The sequence below is a fragment of the Halanaerobacter jeridensis genome, from assembly GCF_016908315.1.
Classification (GTDB): Bacteria; Bacillota; Halanaerobiia; order Halobacteroidales; family Halobacteroidaceae; genus Halanaerobacter; species Halanaerobacter jeridensis.
Map to the genome: position 1 here is coordinate 37,323 of NZ_JAFBDQ010000008.1, position 20,654 is coordinate 57,976.

The following is a 20,654-nucleotide window of genomic DNA, read 5'->3' on the forward strand; positions in this document are numbered from 1 at the left end:
AACTCCTTAATTGATTTAATTAAGTTCTATACTTCCTATCTCTTGAAAATCAATCACCATTTTATCAATCTTCCATCCTCGGTTTTCATTAACTAAATCAAAAGTAATGACTCCATTATCTGTTACACCATCTGGTACACCCTCAGGAGTAGATATCTTTTCTCCATTAATACTTTCAAACACCTGAAATTGTACTCGATAGTGAGCTGTATACTCTTGAATATCATCATCTACAAAGATAGTCTTATAATCAAAAGTTAATTTATAACTAGTGTAATCAAATTTATCATTACTCAATTGTGCCTCAAAAGCTTCAAATAAAGCTTCCTTATTGTATAGTTCTTCTTTTAATTGACTCATCGGCTTTTTAGTCGTTCTCGCCCCACTAATGGATATAATTTCTAAAGGATTATTAGATGGATTTTGACTAAATAAATCAATTAATTCTTGGGCACTATATTGATTCTCAGCTGTTGAATCATAAGTGTTATATTTAAAAAAGTCATTTGTAATCTCTTGCGCTTTTTCTTTGACATCAGATTTTTCCTCTGAGCCCATCATTGTTTTAGAATCATCTTGGACTAAACATCCTGATAGCATCAGAGTCACTATTAATAAAGTAACTATTATAATTGACCTCCGCTTCAACTTAATTACCTCCTTAGTTACTAGATTGCTCTTCTAATTTTTTAGCTTTCTCTAATAAGAACTTGCCTAATCTTCCAAAACCAAATCCTTCTCGTGGTAAGTCAGCTGTAAATGTGACACTATTTCCTGTAGTATTACCTCGTTGATCATCAACTGTGACAGAAATTTCATTTCTCCCAGCTGGTAAGGGATACATAGAGAATAAAATAAATTTATCCCAGTCATTAAAGGTAATCACTTCAAAGTCCTGCACTCCCGCTGCTTTAGATTTACCGTCAATTACTAATTTACCATTAACCTCAACTTGCAAAGAGCTCTTATCTAAGGCCTGATCTTGCGGTAAAGTAATTTCAATAGCTGATGCTTCTTTGACACTCAAACGATCACCATCACTAATATTAAAGGTAATACCTTTAGCTACATTTTGCGTTTCAAATATATTCTCAAATACCTCTTCATATGGGTCATCGCCTTCGTCTTTAGGATTCCCCCATTTATCTTCAACATCAATTTTAATACTATGCACTCCATCGCTTAACGGTGTATTAGGAGTAAATTGAATCGTATTGACTACTTCTCCCTCGACCGTCTCAGTCTGTTGTTTAACTACTCCTGCTAAAATATCATCTATTTCTATATCTAAATTTCCTAAAGGTGAACGATCACTAATTTTAATCTGAAATGTTGGGGTAGCAGTGTATAAAATACCAAAACTACCATCATCATTAGGATCTTCTGCTTCTCCAGTCTCAGGATTCACATACTTAATTCCACCAATATCAGGAGGCGTACCATCAACTTCAAATCTAAAGGCCCGCACTTCAGTTCGATTCTCATTCAAACGTAAACTCTGTTCATTTAAACTTTCTTTAATTGCATTTTCAACTTCGCTTTCTATATCAGTACCTAAAGTAGTATTAATATCTTCAATAGCAGTTATTACTTCCTGTTGTAATTTAATATCATCTGCTACCATAATCACTTCATACATCCCATCTTCTAAAGCTACTCCAATATCATTAAAGGTTCTATTAATAAACTGCGTCTTTTTGTCCATTTCTGTTTCAGAAACATAAGTCCAAGTTTCACCAGTTTGATCACGCCGTCTAATTTGATAACGCAATTCTTCCGCGTTATGAGTATCAAATTGTAAGCGCCCTCCACTAGTACTGATGATATTACCAGTCTCTTGACCATTATTATCACGCAGTGTAATATTATTAATGATTGGAGAATCTTGATTAACCTTAAGCATAAATGTAAAACCAGTCACACCATCATCATTAGCTATTTGGTCATTAACATTACCTGCTCTATCTTTAACAGTTAGACGCACTACATACTTTCCTTCTTGTAGATTCCCATAAGGAAATAAAGTTGCTTCATTGAGGCTTTCATTATAATCAATCACACGCAACTTTTGATCCACCTCTTGGTTGAAATTGCGGTCAAAATCTTCAGCATAATCCTGCACAATCAAATTGAGTGGTCTACTGTCATCTACTTTAATTGCTCGTGCATTAATATCACTTGAATCTATCCCTGATAGAACTTCATTAAACCCAACTGTTATTTCAGGTTCAGCACTATCTGCACTATTATTATCTACTAAAGAAATCTGCTCATCCAAATTCTTTCCTTCTAATTCATCAGTTGCTATTCCTGGTTCTATACTTGTTACTTCTGGTTTAGATTGATCTATAGCAAAATAATAACTTTTATCAGTATAATTAATTGCACCTAAAGCATAAGCTTTCATTCTCACAGCAATTATCTGCAATTCATTCCCCTGCTCTAAGCTATTAACTTGATTAATAAATGGTGCTGGATCCATCTCCCAGTTATTGTTGTCACCATAATCATCTGTCTTCCAGTCACCACTTAAATTGCCGTTAACTACATCATCAATATCGCTACTACCATTAACGGTCTCCCAGGTAAATGAAGACAAACTAACATCTCGCCCTAAGAAACCAGGGTCTGTTGAAGTTACTGAATTAACTATCTGCTGATTCGATAGATCAGAGTTAGCTCTAATATCTACATTCAAGTCATCTTTCTCACTTAAATAGTAAACTTTATCATCTTCCAAAACCCCATATTGTGGATGACCTTTCAAACTAACATCCATCTTCGGTCGGGCATAAGCTCCCTTAATAGTAAATTCGGCTAATACCGTTCCGTTATTAGGATCACCTAATCTAATTTCAAAGGTTTTCCCCAATTCCAGATTAGATAATAATCCTGTATTACTCAAGATTATCCTCCGGTTAGCAGTCTCATAATTCACACCATCTTTATTATTCCCAGCATTAACTCCACCAGGAACTATCGATTCCCCCGTCTCTTTATTAACTATATACACATAAGAAGCATCAGTACTAAATTGAAAATCAATTGTTACATCTTCTCTGACACCTTCTTCAGATATCGCCTGTGGTCTAAAATCATATTCTCTAACACCAGTATTAAATACAATGTAACTCGGGCCAATTTCAAAATCACTGACCGTTCCTTTGCTGAAATTAGCAGTAATCGCTCTATCACTTGTCATATCTATTGTGACTGGATTTTGATTCTGCTTAGAAGTTGAAATATCACCACTCCAGCCCGAAAATTCAAAACCATCATCAGGATTGGCTTCTATTTCAACTTGCGGATAATTGTCAGTATCAACAGAGATACTACCACTACCTTCACCAGCAGTAGACCTCGTTAAATCATATTCAGAATATACTGCTACTAAAACTTTATCATTTGACTCCATATTAAATGTATAGGGATTATCAGTTTCTACTTGCTCCCCATCATTATTTTCCCAATGAGAAAATTCATAACCAGGATCCGGAAGAACTTCTATTGTCACTGATTCTCCATTCGTATACTCATAATTACCATCATTATTATCAGGAGTTACAGAAATATCTCCCGAACCATTTAATTCATTAATAGTTAAAGTAGCTGCAAAACTCAACGTAGTTGAAAAGACTACTATACTTAATACCACTATCAAAATGGCTGAAAATTTATGCCAACTTAATTTCATCAAATTTTCCTCCTTATTAAAAGATACTTTAATCTATCCCTTATTTATATCTTTCGTCATTAAATCGTATTTTTCCTGTTTCAATTTCGAGATAATTTATTAACAAATCAATTTTTTAACAAAAAATGAAAATAGCCGCGCTAAAGCGCGGCCATAAAATCAATCTAGATTATAATATATTTTAAATCTCTCCTGCGGTAGCAATTCAAAATTGGAAATCTTAATCTCTTCTAATTCCACCTTAGACTCTGCCTTAGCTTGAACTAACTCTTTCATAATCATAATTAAGTCTTCAAACTTCTTTTGCGCTGACAGTTCCACTAGTTCATCTTCAGCTACCAACAGTACTTGATCTTCTACTTCTATTTCCTTAGCTTCAACTATAGCAATACTTGAGATTAAAAAACTTAATACTAACAGTAATGATAATATTCTTTTCATTAGGGTAGCCCCCTTTAAAAAAAGTAGGCAGGGAGTCCCTGCCTACTTTTTATTCTTTTATCTCACTTCTCATGATTTACGCCTGAAACATTAACAGCGGCTAATTAAAACTTGAATCCCATATTACCCATAATACCTTGTCGGTCAAAACTATCTCCAGCATTTACAGCACTAAAGTCCATCTTTTGATAACTAATACTAGCAGTTGAATTGTCGCTTACTTTGTACTCAAGACCAGCACTAGTAGTCTTTTTCTCTCCGGCAAGGTCAACATAGTCTTCTTTGTCTGCCCAGCCATAACCACCAGTAAAGGCCAATTTATCATTAACTCTATAACGAGCATCTAGTTTAGCTTCTTTATTAGTACTTCTATTTTCATTAGCATCATAAACAGCAGCAATTTTAGCTTGCGGCATTAATTCTAAATTATTGATCTTAAATTCTGGCGCATAAGCTACACTAACTACTTTATCTGCTTCACTATCTGCAGTATCATAATCATAAATTGCAGCAGCAGTGAAATCTCCTAATTCTTTATTAGCTTCGATATATCTTAGTTCATCTTCTGATTCAAACTCATATTCGTACTCTCCAAAGACAGTCGCACCTAACACTTGATACGGATTATCTTCTGTTACTTCTGCTTTAACAGTTATTTCATCACTATCATTAACACCAACATAATCACCTTCAGGCTGAATTGCTACAAATTCATCTTGTATTTCATATTCAGCACCTACTTTAACCTTATCAATTGCCTTTTCTGCTCCTACAATTAATAACTTACCATCATTGTCTCCACTATTCACAGCAACCTCACCAGTTAAATCAACACCTGCTAATTGATAAGCGGCATCTAATCCCACAATAATTTCTTCTGCGCCTGTATCTTTATGGTCAGCTACACCTAAATAAGCATTAATCGGTAAGGCAAAAATATTATCTTGTTTAGCAGCAATATTTCTCACTTCCTGATTCGTATTATCTAAATATTGTCCCAAACCAATCGTAGAATTACCAGATTCCAAAATTACCCCAGCAATATTTTCATCATCAGCATTATCTTCATTATCATAGAATAAATAGTCCTTCCATCCTAGAACCTGATCTTCTCCCAGGCTAGCTTTGAAATCATCAGTTTCAATTTGAGCCGCAATAGTATCTAACTCTAATTCACTGACAGTTTGATCAGCAGCAGCTTCATTTGTATCACCATAATAATTACCAACAGTGTCCATTTGAATATCTGCTCTTAAATTATCTTTATTAATTCCGACATTAAAAGTAGCAGTCTGTTTTAGATAATCTTCTGCTAATACTTTATCATCATCGTCAATGTCATCATCGCCATCCCAGTCTTGTTCATACGGATCAATATATGACTCTCCAGCACCTGTCTTTTCAATATCTTTATATTCAATAGCAGTTTCACCTGTAATCTGTACAGTCTCTAACTCTTTAACTTTAGCATTAACTTTAGCTAATTCAGCATCAAACTCTTCTGCTAAAGTTTGAATTGCCTGTGCTACTTCATTATTTATCTTTGTATCATCAGTTTCAATCTTATCCATCACTCGAGAAGTCAAAACAGCAACTTGATAACGGCTTAATTCCTCTTGTCCGTTAAATTCTCCATTTTGATATCCTTCAATCAATCCCGCTTGGGCTACCTTCTCTAAAGAATTATAAGCCCAATGATTAGTTGGTACATCATTAAATTGTCCTGCCATTGCTGGTACAGTCATTGCCAATATCATTACTACAGTTAATACCATAATTAATTTCTTATTCATTAGTAAATCCCCCTAGTTGATTGTTAGTCGATTGAATAGTATAAAATCTATTAGACTATCACAGTTTTACATCACTCTAGAGGTAAATCCAGTTGAGTGGCCTTGTTTCCTCAGCTTTCTTTACTATCTAGTGATATTTGCTCTACTGTAATAGCTGTTAAGTAATTCATCATTTAATGGCGAGTGGGGTCCACCTCCTTTCTTGCCTGTCTCAATGAATTACTTGAACACGAAATAAAAGCAATTGAGAATGTAGAATTGACAATTCTCAATTAATGTATTTGCGACTTCCTTCCCTTTTCCTTTAAGTAACATATCTCACTCTAGGTTAATATTACTAAGGGAAGTAATCCCAACTTATTTTTTATTGCTCACTTAATCTATTTGCGCTATCCTTTGTATTTCCTTTAAGTAAGATTTAGCATTAGAGGGATATCTATATAAGACTTCAGTTGCAAAAAAATAAAAAACCCCAGGCCGACTTGGCCCAGGGTTGATTAAATATCTATTAAGATTTAATTAAAATTTAACTGTTAAAGAAGTTTCTAAGTCAGTAGAATCAGCATCTGCTCCAGTAGCAACACCACTATCTATTAGGTTATTGCTATCAGAAGCTGTTGTACCATCAATATAACCTAGAGAAGTATTCCAAGTTATATTTTCAGTAATCTGCTGGTCATAGCCAAGCTTGATGTAAGTAAATTCATTATTGGAATCAGCAGACTGATTAGTTAACTCTGCCATCAAAGTAGCATCGTCCATTGCATACTCAGTTCCTACTTTAATAACAGTTACATCAGTGTCATCATCATAACCATCATTAGCAGTTGTAGCAATAGAAGCATTATTAGTATATGCTCCATTAACATTTTCTAGAGCAACTTCAATAGTATTCTTATCTTCATCTTCTCCATCTTTAGTAATCATTGTGTAAGCACCAGTAACCGTATTAGCATCATCTAATACATAATCAGCACTTACCTCAAAAAGGTCAGTTCCAGGACCTTCAGTATCACCTTGAACCTGTGCAAAGTCTTCACCCATCATTTCTGTTTTAGCATTTACAGTTAATGCTTCATTCATTGCTGCAGATACGCCAGCACTCATGAATGTATCACTATCATCTTCTCCATCATTGAATACAAGCTTACCATTTGCAGTAACATTTTCATTTACATTAGTGTCAATTGCAGCAACAACATTTGTTACATTAACTAACGTACCATTGTCATCAACATCAAAGTCATTAGCATGAAGAATCTTACCTGTTACAGTTGAATTAGCTAAATCTCTACTAGCTGTTACACCATAAAAATCTGCTGGTCCTGCAGGAGCATCAGAATCATCACTAAGAACAAAAGCAGATACATCAGAATTCATAGCAACTGTATTTAGAGTCATACCTTGTCTATCTTCATCATCGATGAAGGTATAATCAGCATGGAAACCAGCAACGTCACCAATCTTAAGTGTAGATACATCATCAGCAATTGTTAAAGTAGCAGTATCCATACTTAAATTCTTTTCAGCATCAGTATTAGGATTAGGAATTGGATCTCCATAATCACCTGCAGTTGCAGCAAAGTTATTTGTGATTGTATCAAGAGCTAAATCAAAGTTAATATTTTCATTAACCATTGCTGCCACATTAAAGCTCATTTCTTGATAAAATGCTTTTTCAGCTGGGAATAAATCGGGATCATCTTGATAATTTTCATCTAAAGCATCATCATCAGCCCACAATTCAGCAGCAGCTTGTGAATTATCACTATAATTACCTACTTGAAATACTGATTTAACTTCACCAGTCACCTTAACTTTATCTTCCATATGATTATCAGCAAACACAGGTACAGCCATCGTCACGATTAACAAAGCAGTAAGTACACTAACTATTTTCTTATTATTCATCTTATTTTTCCCCCTTGGTTTCTTTATGAAAATCATTTTTTTAATTGTATAAAACTTAACATATTGAAAAATAAATAATTTTGACTTCGGCTTTGCGGGGTCACCTCCTTTCCAGCCGTTTAAAATTATTTACTCTCTTTTATATTATTTGTAGATAAACAGAGAAATTCCTGTTTTAATCTACAAATTTATGCATTTTTTTATTATTACTTTCTTTTTTCGATTATAACTGCTGATTAACTCCATTCTTAATCATATTATAAGGATAAATTCTTTTGAAGTCAATAACTTCTTTTAACAATTATCAATTTAATTATTTCAGATTAATGTTAATACCTAATTGACTAAATATTAAAATAATGTAAACTTTTAATTACTATAAATTTAAGTATTTTATTGTAAAAAATATGATAATTATTACTGTTGCTGTGTTAGTCTTTTTTATTTAACTTTTGATTAGCTTCAATTACTAGATTCATTAGTTCTTCTTGTTGACTACAATTTTGTTCTTGCTCATTTACTTTCTCATATAATTTTTGGTTAGCTGTAGTAACTTCTCCCATTAAATTACTAATTTCTTTTGTAGAACTAACTGCTGTTTCAGTTTGAGCAGCCATTTCTTCACTAGAGACAGATATTTGTTCGGTTAAAGCACTGACTTGCTCTGTGGAAGCTACTTGATTTCCTGCTGCTTCTTTTACTTTTTTCATCTGTTGGGCTACATCTTGAGCTAAGTAGTTTATTTCATTAAAGACACTCACAATATTTTCTGTGTCTCCTTCTTCGGCAGTCATAACTTGCACCGTTTGCTTCGTGCTTGCTTCTATTTCTTGGATGATCTCTTGTACTTCTAGAGTTGCTTCTTTACTTTCATCAGCTAATTCTTTTATTTCTTCAGCTACTACGCTAAATCCTTTACCTTTTTCTCCCGCCCTGGCAGCTTCAATGGCCGCATTTAAGGCTAATAGATTAGTCTGTTCACTGATTTCCATTATCTTATTTGAAATATTACCTATCTTATTAATACTCTTTTTTAAGCTTTTCATTCTTTTAACTGCTGTATCTAAGAGCTCATCACCTTGCACAATTTTCCCTGTAGTCTCTTCCATGAATTGATATGTTTCTTCACCTATCTGAGATATCTCTTCCGCTTGTTGAGCTAACTCTTCCACTCCAGTAGATACTTCAGATATAGCTTCAGTTACTTCTTGATTTCCTTCAACTAATTCCTGTATAGAAACTGAGGCAGTGCTAATCTTACTATCTACTTCGTCTGCTATTTCTTTAATCTCAGATGATAGAGCATCTATAGATTCTGATTTATCTTTAGCCTGATAAGATTTATTCTTGATATTAGTTGTAATCTTATTAATTCCAATGTACAATCCAAAAGCTAAGAGCAGACAGAAAACTAAACTGATTAAAGCTAATAGTAAAGTAGTATTTCTAATCTCTTTAGCTTTATTATCAATAGAATTCACTCGCTGTTCTAACTGCTGCCAGCCAAATTTACTAATTGCTGCATTATTCATCTTTAATTTTGTGCCTAAGTCTTTAATTTGAGATGATAAATTTTTATTCTCATAGCTTCCTTCTTCTGTTTTTCTTAATTGACTGACCTTTTCTTTCATCTGAGCATTTAATTGCTCCATCTTATTTAAACGTTGCTTAACATCCTCTTGCTGAATATAACTTTTGAGATTATCTAATTCTTTGCCTAACATATCACTACTTGTATATGAGGCTAGATTGGCCTGCCACTTATAGATACTCACCATTTTGTTATTTAAGTTATTAGTTACAGCCGTATTAGTTTTGACACTAGGTACTAAAGTCTGATTTAAGCTATACAACTCATCAGCAATTTGAGCGGTATTAATAAAAATTAACAGGCTAAATACTAATAAGATAGCTACTACTACAACAAATCCTAGTTGGACTCTTCTAAGCACAGTAATTTTATTTAGCCAATCACTAATTTGCATATCTTTTAAATTCTGCGCCCAATTTTTAACCTTCTTTTTTAATTTCAATAGATCCGCCTCCTATTGATTGCAAAATCGAATTCATCCCTTAATATTTATAAACAAGGGTCTTAAAAAAAACCCTTGTTTATAAATAAATACTATTCAATTGTTATATCTTCTACAGTTTCAGCTGCTAATTCTGGTGAAGTAGGATTAATAAAATTACCTGTTCCTAATTCAAAACCAGCATTGATAGACAACCGAGGTAAAATTTCAATATGCCAATGATATTTTTTCTCAACACCATCTAAAAATGGAGCAGTGTGCAGTACAATATTGTACGGTGGATTGTCAAAACCAACTTCTAATTTTCTAATCATCTTCTGTAGAACTTTTACTAAATCCTTTAATTGCTCTTCACTAATCTGTCCCAAAGAATGTTGATGTTCTTTAGGCATAATCCACATTTCAAAGGGATATCTAGAAGCATAAGGAGCAAATGCCGTAAATTCTTCTGTATCTTCTATAATTCTACTCCCCTTTTCAGTTTCTTCTGTTAAGATATCACAAAAGACACAGTTCCCATTCTCAGAATAGTACTCTTCTGCTCCATCTAATTCTCCTCTAATTGCAGTTGGGATTAATGGAGTGGACATAATCTGCCAATGAGGATGTTCTAAGGAGGCTCCAGCTGTGCCGCCGTGATTTTTAAATATTTGCACATACTTTAATCTCTCATCTTGGGCCAAGTCATCGTGTCGTTCCTTTAACACCCGCATTATATCTATAGTATGCTCTAGTCCATGAGTCCCTAAACTCCCCTCATGGTCTGGCGATTCAATCAATACCTCAGCCGCTCCTACTCCTGTCATCTTATTATAAAAACCATTCTGTCTTTTCAAATCAGCATCAATATCTAAAGCAGCAAATTTATTTGGTATGACTCTTATATCCCACCCTGCTTCATTTTCTTTACGATTAGGGTTACTACTAGTAGCAGTTATTTCAGGTGGCGTGTCATCCTCATTCCCATAACAAAACGGACAATAGTCATCCTTATTGGTAGTTTCTTCATGGTTGAAATCGTGAGGTCTTTTGCCTCGCTCAGATGATATAACTACATGATCTCCTGTAATAATGTCTTCTCTAATTTCTGACATTCTTATCCCCTCTCTTATTTTAATTTGCTGATTTTTTAGTCTATATTATTAATCAATACCAGTATTAGCAACACCTTGAATAAACTGTTTTTGACCAATTAAGAATAAGATCAAGACTGGCAGCGTTACAAATGCCGAAGCGGCCATTAACAGCGAATAGTTAGTAGAAAATTGGGACTGAAAAGTAGTCAATCCTAACTGTACTGTTCTCATCGCTTCTGAACGAGTTAATACTAAAGGCTTAAATAAAATATTCCACTCTGCACTAAAAGTAAAGATAAATAATGATACTGCAGCCGGCTTAGATAATGGAATCATAATCTTCCATAAGATCTGCCATCTACTCGCACCATCAATTAAAGCTGCTTCTTCTAAGGCATAAGGGATTTGCGAGAAGAACTGTTTGAACAAAAAGATTCCAAAGGCATTAGCTAAAGAAGGAATAATTAAGGCCTTATAACTATCTAACCATCCTAATTTAGCAACTATAGTATAGACTGGAATTGCTCGCATTTGAAATGGTACAACCAATGTTGCTAGTAATATTGCGAATAAAACACTCTTCCCTTTAAACTCAAAGCGGGCAAAGGCATAACCAGCCATAGCCGAAGTTATAATCTGCCCAAAAGTTACTGACAAAGACATAAACATACTATTGAAAAATTGCCGCCCAAAATTGGTTTTATTCCAAGCTCTCGCAAAATTACCCCAATTCAAGTCATTAGGCAATAAACTAATTGACTGTGATAAAATTTCACTTCTAGTCTTTAAAGCCGTACTTACCATCCAGAAAAATGGAAATAAAACTACAATTGTACTAATAATCAATACTGTATAAACTGCTATCTTCTTCAATTTTGCAGAAGTCCCCGTATCAGACACACTCATCATCTAGCACCTCCCGTATAAGGTTCAAATTATTCTTCACCTAATAAGTTCATTTGTACTCGACTAACAATCATTGAAATAATGATTAGTAGTACTGCTACTGCAGAAGCTTCACCCATATTAAATTTATCAAAAGCTAATTCATACATCCGATAAACTAATACAGTAGTCGAGCCCATCGGACCTCCTCTTGTCATCGCGTGAAATTGAGCAAATCCTCTAAAACTAAAGAATAACATCATGATCGTAACAAATAATGTAGTCGGTTTTAATAAGGGCCAAGTAATATGAATAAAGGACTTCCAACCCTTACCTGCACCATCTAATTCCGCGGCTTCATAGTATGATTCAGGAATCCCCTGTAATCCAGCTAGATAAACAACCATAAAGTATCCTGCAAAGCGCCAAACAGTCAGCAATATGACAGCCGGCATTGCCCACACAGTACTCTGCAGCCAGTTAATCGGATCGATTCCCAGAAAGCCTAATAAGTAATTAATTAATCCTTTATTAGCATCTAACATCCAAACCCAAACTAGTCCTGCTGCTACAAAAGAAATTACTTGCGGACTAAAAAATGCTGTTCTAAAGAAGCCTAATCCTTTTATCTTTTGGTCTAATAGTATAGCTAAAAATAATGAACTAGCAATAGTTAAAGGAACTGCTACAGCTACAAAATAGACTGTATTACCAAAGGCACCCCAAAATTCTGGTGACTGAAACATTTCTATATAATTAGTCAATCCTACAAATTCTATTGGCCCGACTACATTCCACTTAGTAAAACTTAAAAAGACATTAAACAAAATTGGCAGTAAAATGAAGACACCAATAAACAACATTGCTGGGGCAATAAAGATATAACTAATGATATCTTCATCATCTAAATTCAAAACATTCTGAACTTTATCCATCACGCCAGTATCTGAGCTTAAATCAGGCATCTTATCCTCCTCCATTTTAATTTGAAATTAACTTGGTGGAGGTAATCCTCCACCAAGTTAGTGATTTTACAGTGATTATTCATTTAATGCTTTTTGACCTTTCTTAGCAGCTTCTTCTAATGCTTCTTCAGGAGTAATCCGCTGATATAGAGCTTTTTCAATTGCTTTTCCTAAAGCACTAGAAATATCTGGATAAGCTGGGCCAGTTGGACGAGCAAAACCATACTTCATCTGCTTAGTAAATGTTCTCACTTCTGGATTGTTATCTAAGAACTTCTGATATTCATCACTATTCATTGCAGACTTACTTACTGGTAAGTAACCTGTTTGCTTAGCATATTCTACCTGGAAGTCAGCACTCATTACATACTTAGCAAATTCCCAAGCAGCTTGCTCTTTCTTTTCATTTGTTCTGAAGATATATAAGTTCTCTCCACCAAGACTAGTACCTCGCTGTTCTTGCTTAGGTAACATAAATGTTCCATAATTTAAATCAGTTTTATTAAGCTGCGGCATAGTCCAAGGACCAATCACCTGCATTGCAATCCGACCTGATTCTAAGTTACCTGTTTTGTAACCGGCACCAGTTTGAGAGAAAGTAGCAACTTTGTGCTTATGCTTTAAATCTACCCAATACTGTAGTGCTTCAGCTCCATCTTTGCTATCGAAAGCAATTTCAGTACCATTATTCTTTAAGAACTCACCGCCAGATTGCTTTAAAAATGCTTCCCAATTCCAAACAGTCCATTCTCCAGTACCCATAGGAACTTGGAAACCATATTCAGCATCACTATTTTCTTGGACCTTTCTTGCTACTTCTATAAATTCAGACCATGTATCAGGTAGTTCTTCAATCCCTGCTTGCTTGAAGTAGTCTTTGTTATAGAAGATTCCTAAGTTATTGGCATCAAACGGAGCAGTATAGATCTTTCCTTGATAAGAAGATACCTTCCATAGCGAATCATAAATATCATTCTTATCAAAATCAGAGTCATTCTTAATGAATTCAGATACAGGAGCTAAAGCATTAGCTTCAGCTAATTGTCCTGTCATATGAGGACCCATCCACATCATTGCTGGAGGATTACCTCCTGCTACTGAAGTCATAACTTTACTTTCTGCATTATCTGCCGCACCATAACTTTGTAAATTAACTCTAATATTAGGATGTGCCTCATTAAATTCTTGGACCTTCTTTGTCAGCACTTTATTATTGGCACCTGATTCCATACCATGCCAAAATGTAATCTCTGTTACTTTAGATTCTTCTTCATCTTCGAAAAGACCAAATAGAGCATTAGCTTGAACTGAAACTGATAGAACTAAGACTAAGGAAAGCGCTATTACCATCAAATTCTTTTTCTTAAACATTTGAATTCCCCCTAAAGTTTTAATTGAGATTATTGAACTACTTTCTTATAGGGGTTGTAAACTTATAAGGTAGGTTGTTTTCTTTGTAATTATCTACTTTTAGCTTTTGAGAACGTTCCCAGTAAAAAATGAATTACACTTTTAACAAGTGTTAATAAAATTCTTATTGGCATTTGAGGTACTCTAAAATTATGAAATTATAGTAACTCCGTGTATGTAATGCATTACATTCGAAGTCTAAAAAACTTATAATCACTTATGTTTTATAATTAGACTTATAAATAGAGCACCACACAATGATTATAAACTGCTATTTTTTCTATTCATTTTTTACACTTATAGACTTTTATATTTTGTATGAAAAGCATTACACTTAGTATTATAAGTAATTTATTTCTTTATGTCAAATAATTATTTAAATATCTTTGCGCTAAAATCACAGCTGCATATCCATCTACTGCTATTTGAGGAGTCTGCAGGGCAGTAGGAATTAACTTTCTCCACCCCTGCGGAGGATTATGCTCCCAATATAACTTCCTAGCTTCTAAAGTCGAATTTCTTTCATTTACAACCTCCACCAACAGATCATTTCCTGTAATTACTTTTTTTATTTCCTCACTAAAAGTACCATTCCCCAAAACAACTAACTGCAGATTATATTTATCAGCCACAGATACTATTCTCTTAGCTAATTTCTGACGGGCCAAGACTTCTTGCATTATAATCTCTCCACTATCTTCTACAACTGCTAATCCACACTTATCTCGCCCCGGATCCACTGCAGCAATCATAAATTAACACCTACTAAATCAAACTTCACCACCAAATCATCTCCCTTAAAGATATTATTAGCCGTGATTAATCTGACTGTATATGACGCCTCTTTCTCAGTCAAAATAGTAATTAATTTATCTAATTCCCGCCCATTATATCTTAACTTATTAAATTCTAACTCTTGAGCCTGACTATCTAACTGCTGCAGCCAATTATTTAATTGAGTACTAATTTCCTCTTTTGATTCATCATTAATTATAATCTGACTGACCTCTACTCCTTTTTTGTAAAGCACCTCTTGATTTAAATATAAAAAGTACTTTTCTCCAAATAACTTAAGATTATGGGCCAAGTTCTCAGTCTGCTGCTGCAATTCTTTCTTATCTGCTCGCAAAGTATCCAATTCTGCTTTCGACCTTTCAATTTCTAACAATAGATCATCTAACCTAAAGACAGCAATTCTAGCCTTTTGCGAGGCAAGCATCATTAAACTAACAGAAAAAATGGTAATTAAAACTCCAGTCACTACTGTAATAATAATTGAACTATACTTCGGCCGCAATCCAAATAGTGATAATCTATTTTTTCCTACTTTCATGCCAATTTTATCTCCCACATAAGCAATCAAACCACCAATAACAATTAAGATTAATATCAAAGGTAATCCATACATTTTTTCAACTCCCCTCTATATAAAGTGGCACTTTATAAATTAACAATGAAAAAATAAAAGAGAAAAATTTAAATCAAAAGCAAAAAGAACAATCAAAAAAATAAGCAATCCCAAAATAGTACAGTCCCTGCTCCTACACTTAAAGTAAAACTGCCTTGGATTAAGATGAAATTGTTTCGTAGCGTCTTCAAATCTAGTTTGGCAATGAGTCTTAATGAAGTCTAGTGAATATAAATTTGGAAATTAAGCTTACAAAATTTATATTCACTAGACTTCATTAAGACTCATTGCCAAACTAGATTTAGGAGCGAAGAATCATTTTATCTTAATCCCGAAAGTTAAACTTTATATAGATTAAGTTCAATTTATAAACCCCCATACCTTTAAGCAATATTACCCATAAAAATAAAGCCAGCACTAAGCTGACTTAAAAACAAAAAACCGGCTCTCGCCGATTTTTACTATCATCTATTAAAATCTTTGCGTTTTATACAACAATCCAATCCCTACAATCATGAAGATGATATTCTGCAGCCAGGCACCTAACCACGGTGTTAAATTACCACTCTGCCCTAAAGCAGAACCAACTGTCATCATCGTATAATAAATAAAGATCACAATAATACTTAATCCTAAGCCGATTGAAGAGCCGGAACGATTAGGTTGTAAGCCCAATGGTGCGCCTACTAGAGCAAAAATAAAACAAGCAAAAGGAATCGAATAACGTTGATGATAAGTAACCTTTAATTTCTTAACATTCTGCCCTTCTTGTTCTAATAATTCAATATGCTTTCCTAATTCTTTTAGACTCATCTCTTCTGGTTCTTTTTGCCGTCTTGAAATTTGCTCAGGATCTCTATTTAATCTATTCTTCATATTCATCTTAGTGAATTTAGTTTGTGGAACTCGTCCTTCTTTAGTAATTGTATAACTTACACCATTCATGAATACCCATTTGCTATCCAGCCATTTAGCCTTTTCAGCCTGAATAATATTAACTAATTTACCGTCTTCATAATTTTGCAGGGTCACTTCATTTAAAGTCTGCGTCTCTCCATCAAATTTACTAGCAGTTAAAACAAAGTCTAACTTCCCTGTTGCACTATCAACCGGAGCTATGCGCAAATTTTGCTGGGTTTTAGGTTTGGTTTCACCATGTTTCATCTTCCAGACTATCTCTTCATAGAGATTAGTACTTTTAGGAACTAAGGTATCATTCAGCCAAATAGTTAAACCACTGATTAAAAGGGCTACAACTAAAACTGGAATTACTAATCTCATAAAACTAACTCCGCCAGCTTTTAAAGCAGTAATCTCACTATCTCCGGATAAACGACCAAAAGCTAATAAAGAAGCTAATAACATGGACATCGGAAAAGTCCAGACTACAATTTGAGGTAAGCTTAAAAAGAATAATTTAACTGTAGTAATAATCGGTAACCCATACTCCATCATTAATTTAGCTAAGCTAATTAATACATCAGAACCGACAAAAATACTAGTAAAAGCAAACACACCAAATAAAAAAGGTTGAATTAACTCCTTCAATATATAGCGATAAACAATCTTCATTAATTGCACCTCACATTTGAAATTTATCTCCCAAATAAAACTCTTTAGCTATTTCACTATTCGCTATTTCATCAGATGTCCCTGATAAGAGAATTTCTCCTTCATGCATAATATAAGCGCGGTCAGTAATAGCTAATGTTTCTCGAACACTATGGTCAGTAACTAAAACTCCTAAGCCTCTGTTTTTTAGATGAGACACAATATCCTGAATATCATTCACAGCAATTGGATCTACTCCTGCAAAAGGCTCATCTAATAATATATAATCAGGGTCAGTTGCCAAAGAACGAGCAATCTCTACTCTTCTTCTTTCTCCTCCTGATAACATATAGCCCTTTTGGTCGCGCAAGTTCTTAATATCAAACTCTTCTAATAGTTCTTCTACAATCTCTTGGTCATCTTCTGGTCGGTCAATCATTTCTAAAATAGCCATGATATTCTCTTCAACTGTTAACTTCCGAAAAACAGAAGCCTCCTGGGCCAAATACCCAATCCCCCGCTGCGCTCGTTTATGCATTGGCAGTTTAGTAATATCATGATGATCCAGTTTAACTTGACCTGAATTAGGTCGAATCAATCCTACTATCATATAAAAGGTAGTCGTCTTTCCTGCCCCATTGGGACCTAAAATACCAACTATTTCTCCTTTATCAACAGTAAAATTAACTCCATCTACTACATTTTTATTATCATAAGTTTTAACCAAATTAGATGCTTTAATCGGCATTTTGATCACCCTGCTTTTGATTAGCGTTAGGCACTATCAAAGTAGTGCGCCCTTCCGCCTTAATCTTATTAGTTTCTAAATCAATCGTCATCTTTTCTGCCGTCATACGCCGCTCACCTTTATGAGCTACTACATTACCTGTTAATATTGCTTCTTCTTTGGCTCGGTCATAACTTAAGTGTTCAGCTTCAGCAGTAATTGCTTCTTTTTTATTTTCCAAGTAAACTTGGTCATTAACTGTTAATTTTCCTGTTTGCAAATCAAATCTAAACTTCTCTCCTTGAATCAACATTTCTTCTGTTTTATATTGCGGACTGCCCGTTAAAATTCCAATTTCAGTCTGACTATTTAACTGCAGGTGCTGGGCCGTTAAAGTTCGTCCCAATTGATTGACTACTACATTACCTTCAGCTTCAATCATCTGCAGTTCTTGTTGAGCAGTCAATTTATCCGCTTTTAATTTAATATTACCACGGCTAAATTCAACATTTCCAATTGCAATCACTTCAGCATTACTATCATCAATTAATAATTCATCAGCCGTCAATTCCAAATCAGGATTCGTCTTAGCTACTGCTGCAGTACTCAAAGCTACTAAAACTAAAACACTTAGAGCTAATACTGCAATTTTACTTTTATTTCTCATTTATATCATCCTCTTTTTGAGAAGTTACCTGCACATTTTCCAAAACACGTAATCGGCTTAAATCAATCTGACTAATAAATTTTTCTCCTCGTACTTCTAAACCACTCTGCTTTAATAATATATCACCACGACCTATTAGTTCATTCTTAGCTTGATTCCAATTTAATCGATTAGCCTTAATTACTTTAGCTCCACTCTTAATAGTTACTGGGCCCTGTAAAGATAAAAAGCCAGTCTTAGTATCTAAAGTACCCTCTTTAGCACTCAAACTAATCACTTGCTCTTCTTGTTGATAGACCTCTGCTGTTACTTGACGCAGCTTAGTCTGCCCAGAATTAGAAAAGTGTTCTATCGCATCAGCTTTTAACTCCCACTTCGTTGTCTCATCTTGGCTATAAAGAGTCATTGCTGCTCCTTTTAACTCTGCTTCAGCATCCATCTGCTCTTGTTCTTGCTCCTGCCTCTGTTCAGCAGTCTGCTGTTGTTGCTCAGATTCAGGAGTAGATTGACTAGTGAAAATAAAATATCCAGTAATTAATAAAATAATAATAAGTGCAAATATAATTGTTTTTTTCTTAGTCATTTCTACCGCCCTCAATCTTAGTCTTCCATCTGCGGTGAACCCACAGCCATTGACTAGGATAATCACGAATTACAGCCTCTAAAGATGTAGTTAACTGCTGTAACACATCTCGCTGTTCTTCTAACGGTGCATCTTTAGCAATCTCTAACGGTTCTTTAACAATCAAACGATAATCATTAAATCCTTCCCGAACTAGATAAATAGGAACAATATAAGAATTGCTGCGTTGGGCTAATTTTACAGGTCCTAAAGGAGTAGAAGCAGGTCGGTCAAAAAACTGCATAAATTCTCCATCTTGATGGGCATCTTGGTCACCTAAAATCAATAAAAATTTCTGACGTAGTAAAGCTTTTAAAGCCTTTTTGATCTCACTGCGGTTAAAGACCTCTGCCCCTTTACTCTGTCTAATCTTCATCACTTCTTCATAAATATAATCATTCTTATAGTCCCGAGCAATAGCAGTAATCGGATAACCCACAGCAGATAAATAAACACCTAATAACTCCCAGTTACCAAAATGGCCCGTAAATAACACTGCCCCTTTTTCACTCTGATAAATTTCCTTTAAATATTCTTCACCTTCAACAGTAACATTCTCTTTTAGCTCAGTCAAACTTTTCTGCTCTAATTGTAAGATCTCAACAAATTTAAGGGCCAAGTCTTGAAAGACCTCTTTAGCTAATTCCTGGGCACGACTATCACTAACATTTAAAGAGCTTTTAATATTTTTCACTGCTAGCTCTCTTCGTTCTTTAACCACATAATATAATAAACTCCCTAAACCATGGGCCAAATAATAATTGATCCGCTCGGGAATTAAATTTATTATAAATTTAAAAATCTTAAAAAATATATAAGTAACCTGCTCCATTACCTTCACTCCTTCTAACAAAATTATTGCTCTTGAGCATTAAGAATCAGCTCAATGGCTTCTCTAACTGCTCCTTCACCACCAGCTTTATCCGTCACATAATCAACTGCTTCTTTCACTGCCTGCATCCCATTAGCCACACTAAAAGATAGTCCCACTCGCTCTAAAATTTCTAAGTCATTTAAATCATCACCAATATAAGCAACATTCTCTTGACTAATCTCATATTTAGCCAATAAATCATCAAATACAGCTAATTTATCTTTGATATTTTGATGTACTTCACTAATTTCTAATTCACCAGCTCTACGTTCGACTAATTTGGATTCACGTCCTGTAATAATAGCAGTCTTAATCCCTGCCTCTTGGGCTAACTTAATCCCCATTCCATCATGAACGTGAAAGAACTTGAACTCTTCGCCATCATTTCCTAGTACAATTCGTCCATCAGTTAATACACCATCTACATCAGTAATAAATAATTTTATTTCTTTTGCTTGAGAATCTAATTTAGGATTCATAGATTTTACCTCCGTTTTAAAATCAATTCTAAAATCACTTAGCTTCGCTCTTGTTGACCCCTCCGGGTTTTTATAGTGCGAAAAACCCTTCGTGTAGCCCACAACGCTCTACTTAGAG

18 protein-coding genes are annotated in these 20,654 nt (G+C 34.4%); all 18 read right to left on the minus strand.

The window, feature by feature from the left end:
- Positions 1-15: 15 nt before the first annotated feature.
- The 18 genes from JOC47_RS08870 to JOC47_RS08955 all read right to left on the minus strand — a co-directional run bounded on the left by JOC47_RS08870 (position 16) and on the right by JOC47_RS08955 (position 20,536).
- Positions 16-648 (minus strand): hypothetical protein, encoded by a 633-nt coding sequence (locus JOC47_RS08870; RefSeq protein WP_204701720.1) that lies wholly within the window; start codon positions 646-648, stop codon positions 16-18.
- 13 nt (positions 649-661) lie between these two features.
- Positions 662-3,694 carry an InlB B-repeat-containing protein gene (locus JOC47_RS08875; RefSeq protein ID WP_204701721.1) on the minus strand — a complete coding sequence of 1,011 codons (3,033 nt, stop codon included), beginning with the start codon at positions 3,692-3,694 and terminating at the stop codon, positions 662-664.
- A 159-nt stretch (positions 3,695-3,853) separates the two neighbouring features.
- Positions 3,854-4,135, minus strand: a complete 282-nt coding sequence (locus JOC47_RS08880; RefSeq protein WP_204701722.1) for a hypothetical protein — start codon at positions 4,133-4,135, stop codon at positions 3,854-3,856.
- 104 nt (positions 4,136-4,239) lie between these two features.
- Positions 4,240-5,928 carry an S-layer homology domain-containing protein gene (locus JOC47_RS08885; RefSeq protein ID WP_204701723.1) on the minus strand — a complete coding sequence of 563 codons (1,689 nt, stop codon included), beginning with the start codon at positions 5,926-5,928 and terminating at the stop codon, positions 4,240-4,242.
- A gap of 519 nt (positions 5,929-6,447) precedes the next feature.
- Positions 6,448-7,839 (minus strand): porin family protein, encoded by a 1,392-nt coding sequence (locus JOC47_RS08890; RefSeq protein WP_204701724.1) that lies wholly within the window; start codon positions 7,837-7,839, stop codon positions 6,448-6,450.
- Positions 7,840-8,270: 431 nt separating this feature from the next.
- On the minus strand, positions 8,271-9,872 hold the full coding sequence (locus JOC47_RS08895) for a methyl-accepting chemotaxis protein (protein WP_204701725.1): 1,602 nt from the start codon (positions 9,870-9,872) through the stop codon (positions 8,271-8,273).
- Between the two features lie 92 nt (positions 9,873-9,964).
- Positions 9,965-10,990, minus strand: a complete 1,026-nt coding sequence (gene galT / locus JOC47_RS08900) for a galactose-1-phosphate uridylyltransferase (protein WP_439109074.1) — start codon at positions 10,988-10,990, stop codon at positions 9,965-9,967.
- 24 nt (positions 10,991-11,014) lie between these two features.
- Entirely contained in the window at positions 11,015-11,857 is an 843-nt protein-coding gene (locus JOC47_RS08905) for a carbohydrate ABC transporter permease (RefSeq protein ID WP_239551030.1), read from the minus strand.
- A gap of 26 nt (positions 11,858-11,883) precedes the next feature.
- Positions 11,884-12,798 (minus strand): carbohydrate ABC transporter permease, encoded by a 915-nt coding sequence (locus tag JOC47_RS08910; protein WP_204701727.1) that lies wholly within the window; start codon positions 12,796-12,798, stop codon positions 11,884-11,886.
- A gap of 75 nt (positions 12,799-12,873) precedes the next feature.
- On the minus strand, positions 12,874-14,169 hold the full coding sequence (locus JOC47_RS08915; RefSeq protein WP_204701728.1) for an ABC transporter substrate-binding protein: 1,296 nt from the start codon (positions 14,167-14,169) through the stop codon (positions 12,874-12,876).
- A gap of 398 nt (positions 14,170-14,567) precedes the next feature.
- Entirely contained in the window at positions 14,568-14,960 is a 393-nt protein-coding gene (locus tag JOC47_RS08920) for a RuvC family protein (protein WP_204701729.1), read from the minus strand.
- Positions 14,957-15,616 (minus strand): DUF3084 domain-containing protein, encoded by a 660-nt coding sequence (locus tag JOC47_RS08925; RefSeq protein WP_204701730.1) that lies wholly within the window; start codon positions 15,614-15,616, stop codon positions 14,957-14,959. Before JOC47_RS08925 ends, JOC47_RS08920 begins: the two co-directional genes overlap by 4 nt.
- 471 nt (positions 15,617-16,087) lie before the next feature.
- Positions 16,088-17,188: an LptF/LptG family permease gene (locus JOC47_RS08930; RefSeq protein WP_204701731.1), complete on the minus strand. Its 1,101-nt coding sequence runs from the start codon at positions 17,186-17,188 to the stop codon at positions 16,088-16,090.
- Positions 17,189-17,198: 10 nt separating this feature from the next.
- Positions 17,199-17,915 (minus strand): LPS export ABC transporter ATP-binding protein, encoded by a 717-nt coding sequence (gene lptB, locus JOC47_RS08935; protein WP_204701732.1) that lies wholly within the window; start codon positions 17,913-17,915, stop codon positions 17,199-17,201.
- Positions 17,905-18,561, minus strand: a complete 657-nt coding sequence (locus tag JOC47_RS08940) for an LptA/OstA family protein (RefSeq protein ID WP_204701733.1) — start codon at positions 18,559-18,561, stop codon at positions 17,905-17,907. The genes lptB and JOC47_RS08940 overlap by 11 nt, the downstream gene beginning before the upstream one ends.
- The gene (lptC, locus tag JOC47_RS08945) at positions 18,551-19,144 is read right to left on the minus strand and encodes an LPS export ABC transporter periplasmic protein LptC (RefSeq protein WP_204701734.1); all 594 of its coding nucleotides are present in this window, start codon (positions 19,142-19,144) and stop codon (positions 18,551-18,553) included. The genes JOC47_RS08940 and lptC overlap by 11 nt, the downstream gene beginning before the upstream one ends.
- Positions 19,137-20,015, minus strand: a complete 879-nt coding sequence (locus JOC47_RS08950) for a lysophospholipid acyltransferase family protein (RefSeq protein WP_204701735.1) — start codon at positions 20,013-20,015, stop codon at positions 19,137-19,139. Before JOC47_RS08950 ends, lptC begins: the two co-directional genes overlap by 8 nt.
- Before the next feature lie 23 nt (positions 20,016-20,038).
- Positions 20,039-20,536 (minus strand): KdsC family phosphatase, encoded by a 498-nt coding sequence (locus JOC47_RS08955; RefSeq protein ID WP_204701736.1) that lies wholly within the window; start codon positions 20,534-20,536, stop codon positions 20,039-20,041.
- Between the last annotated feature and the right edge of the window lie 118 nt (positions 20,537-20,654).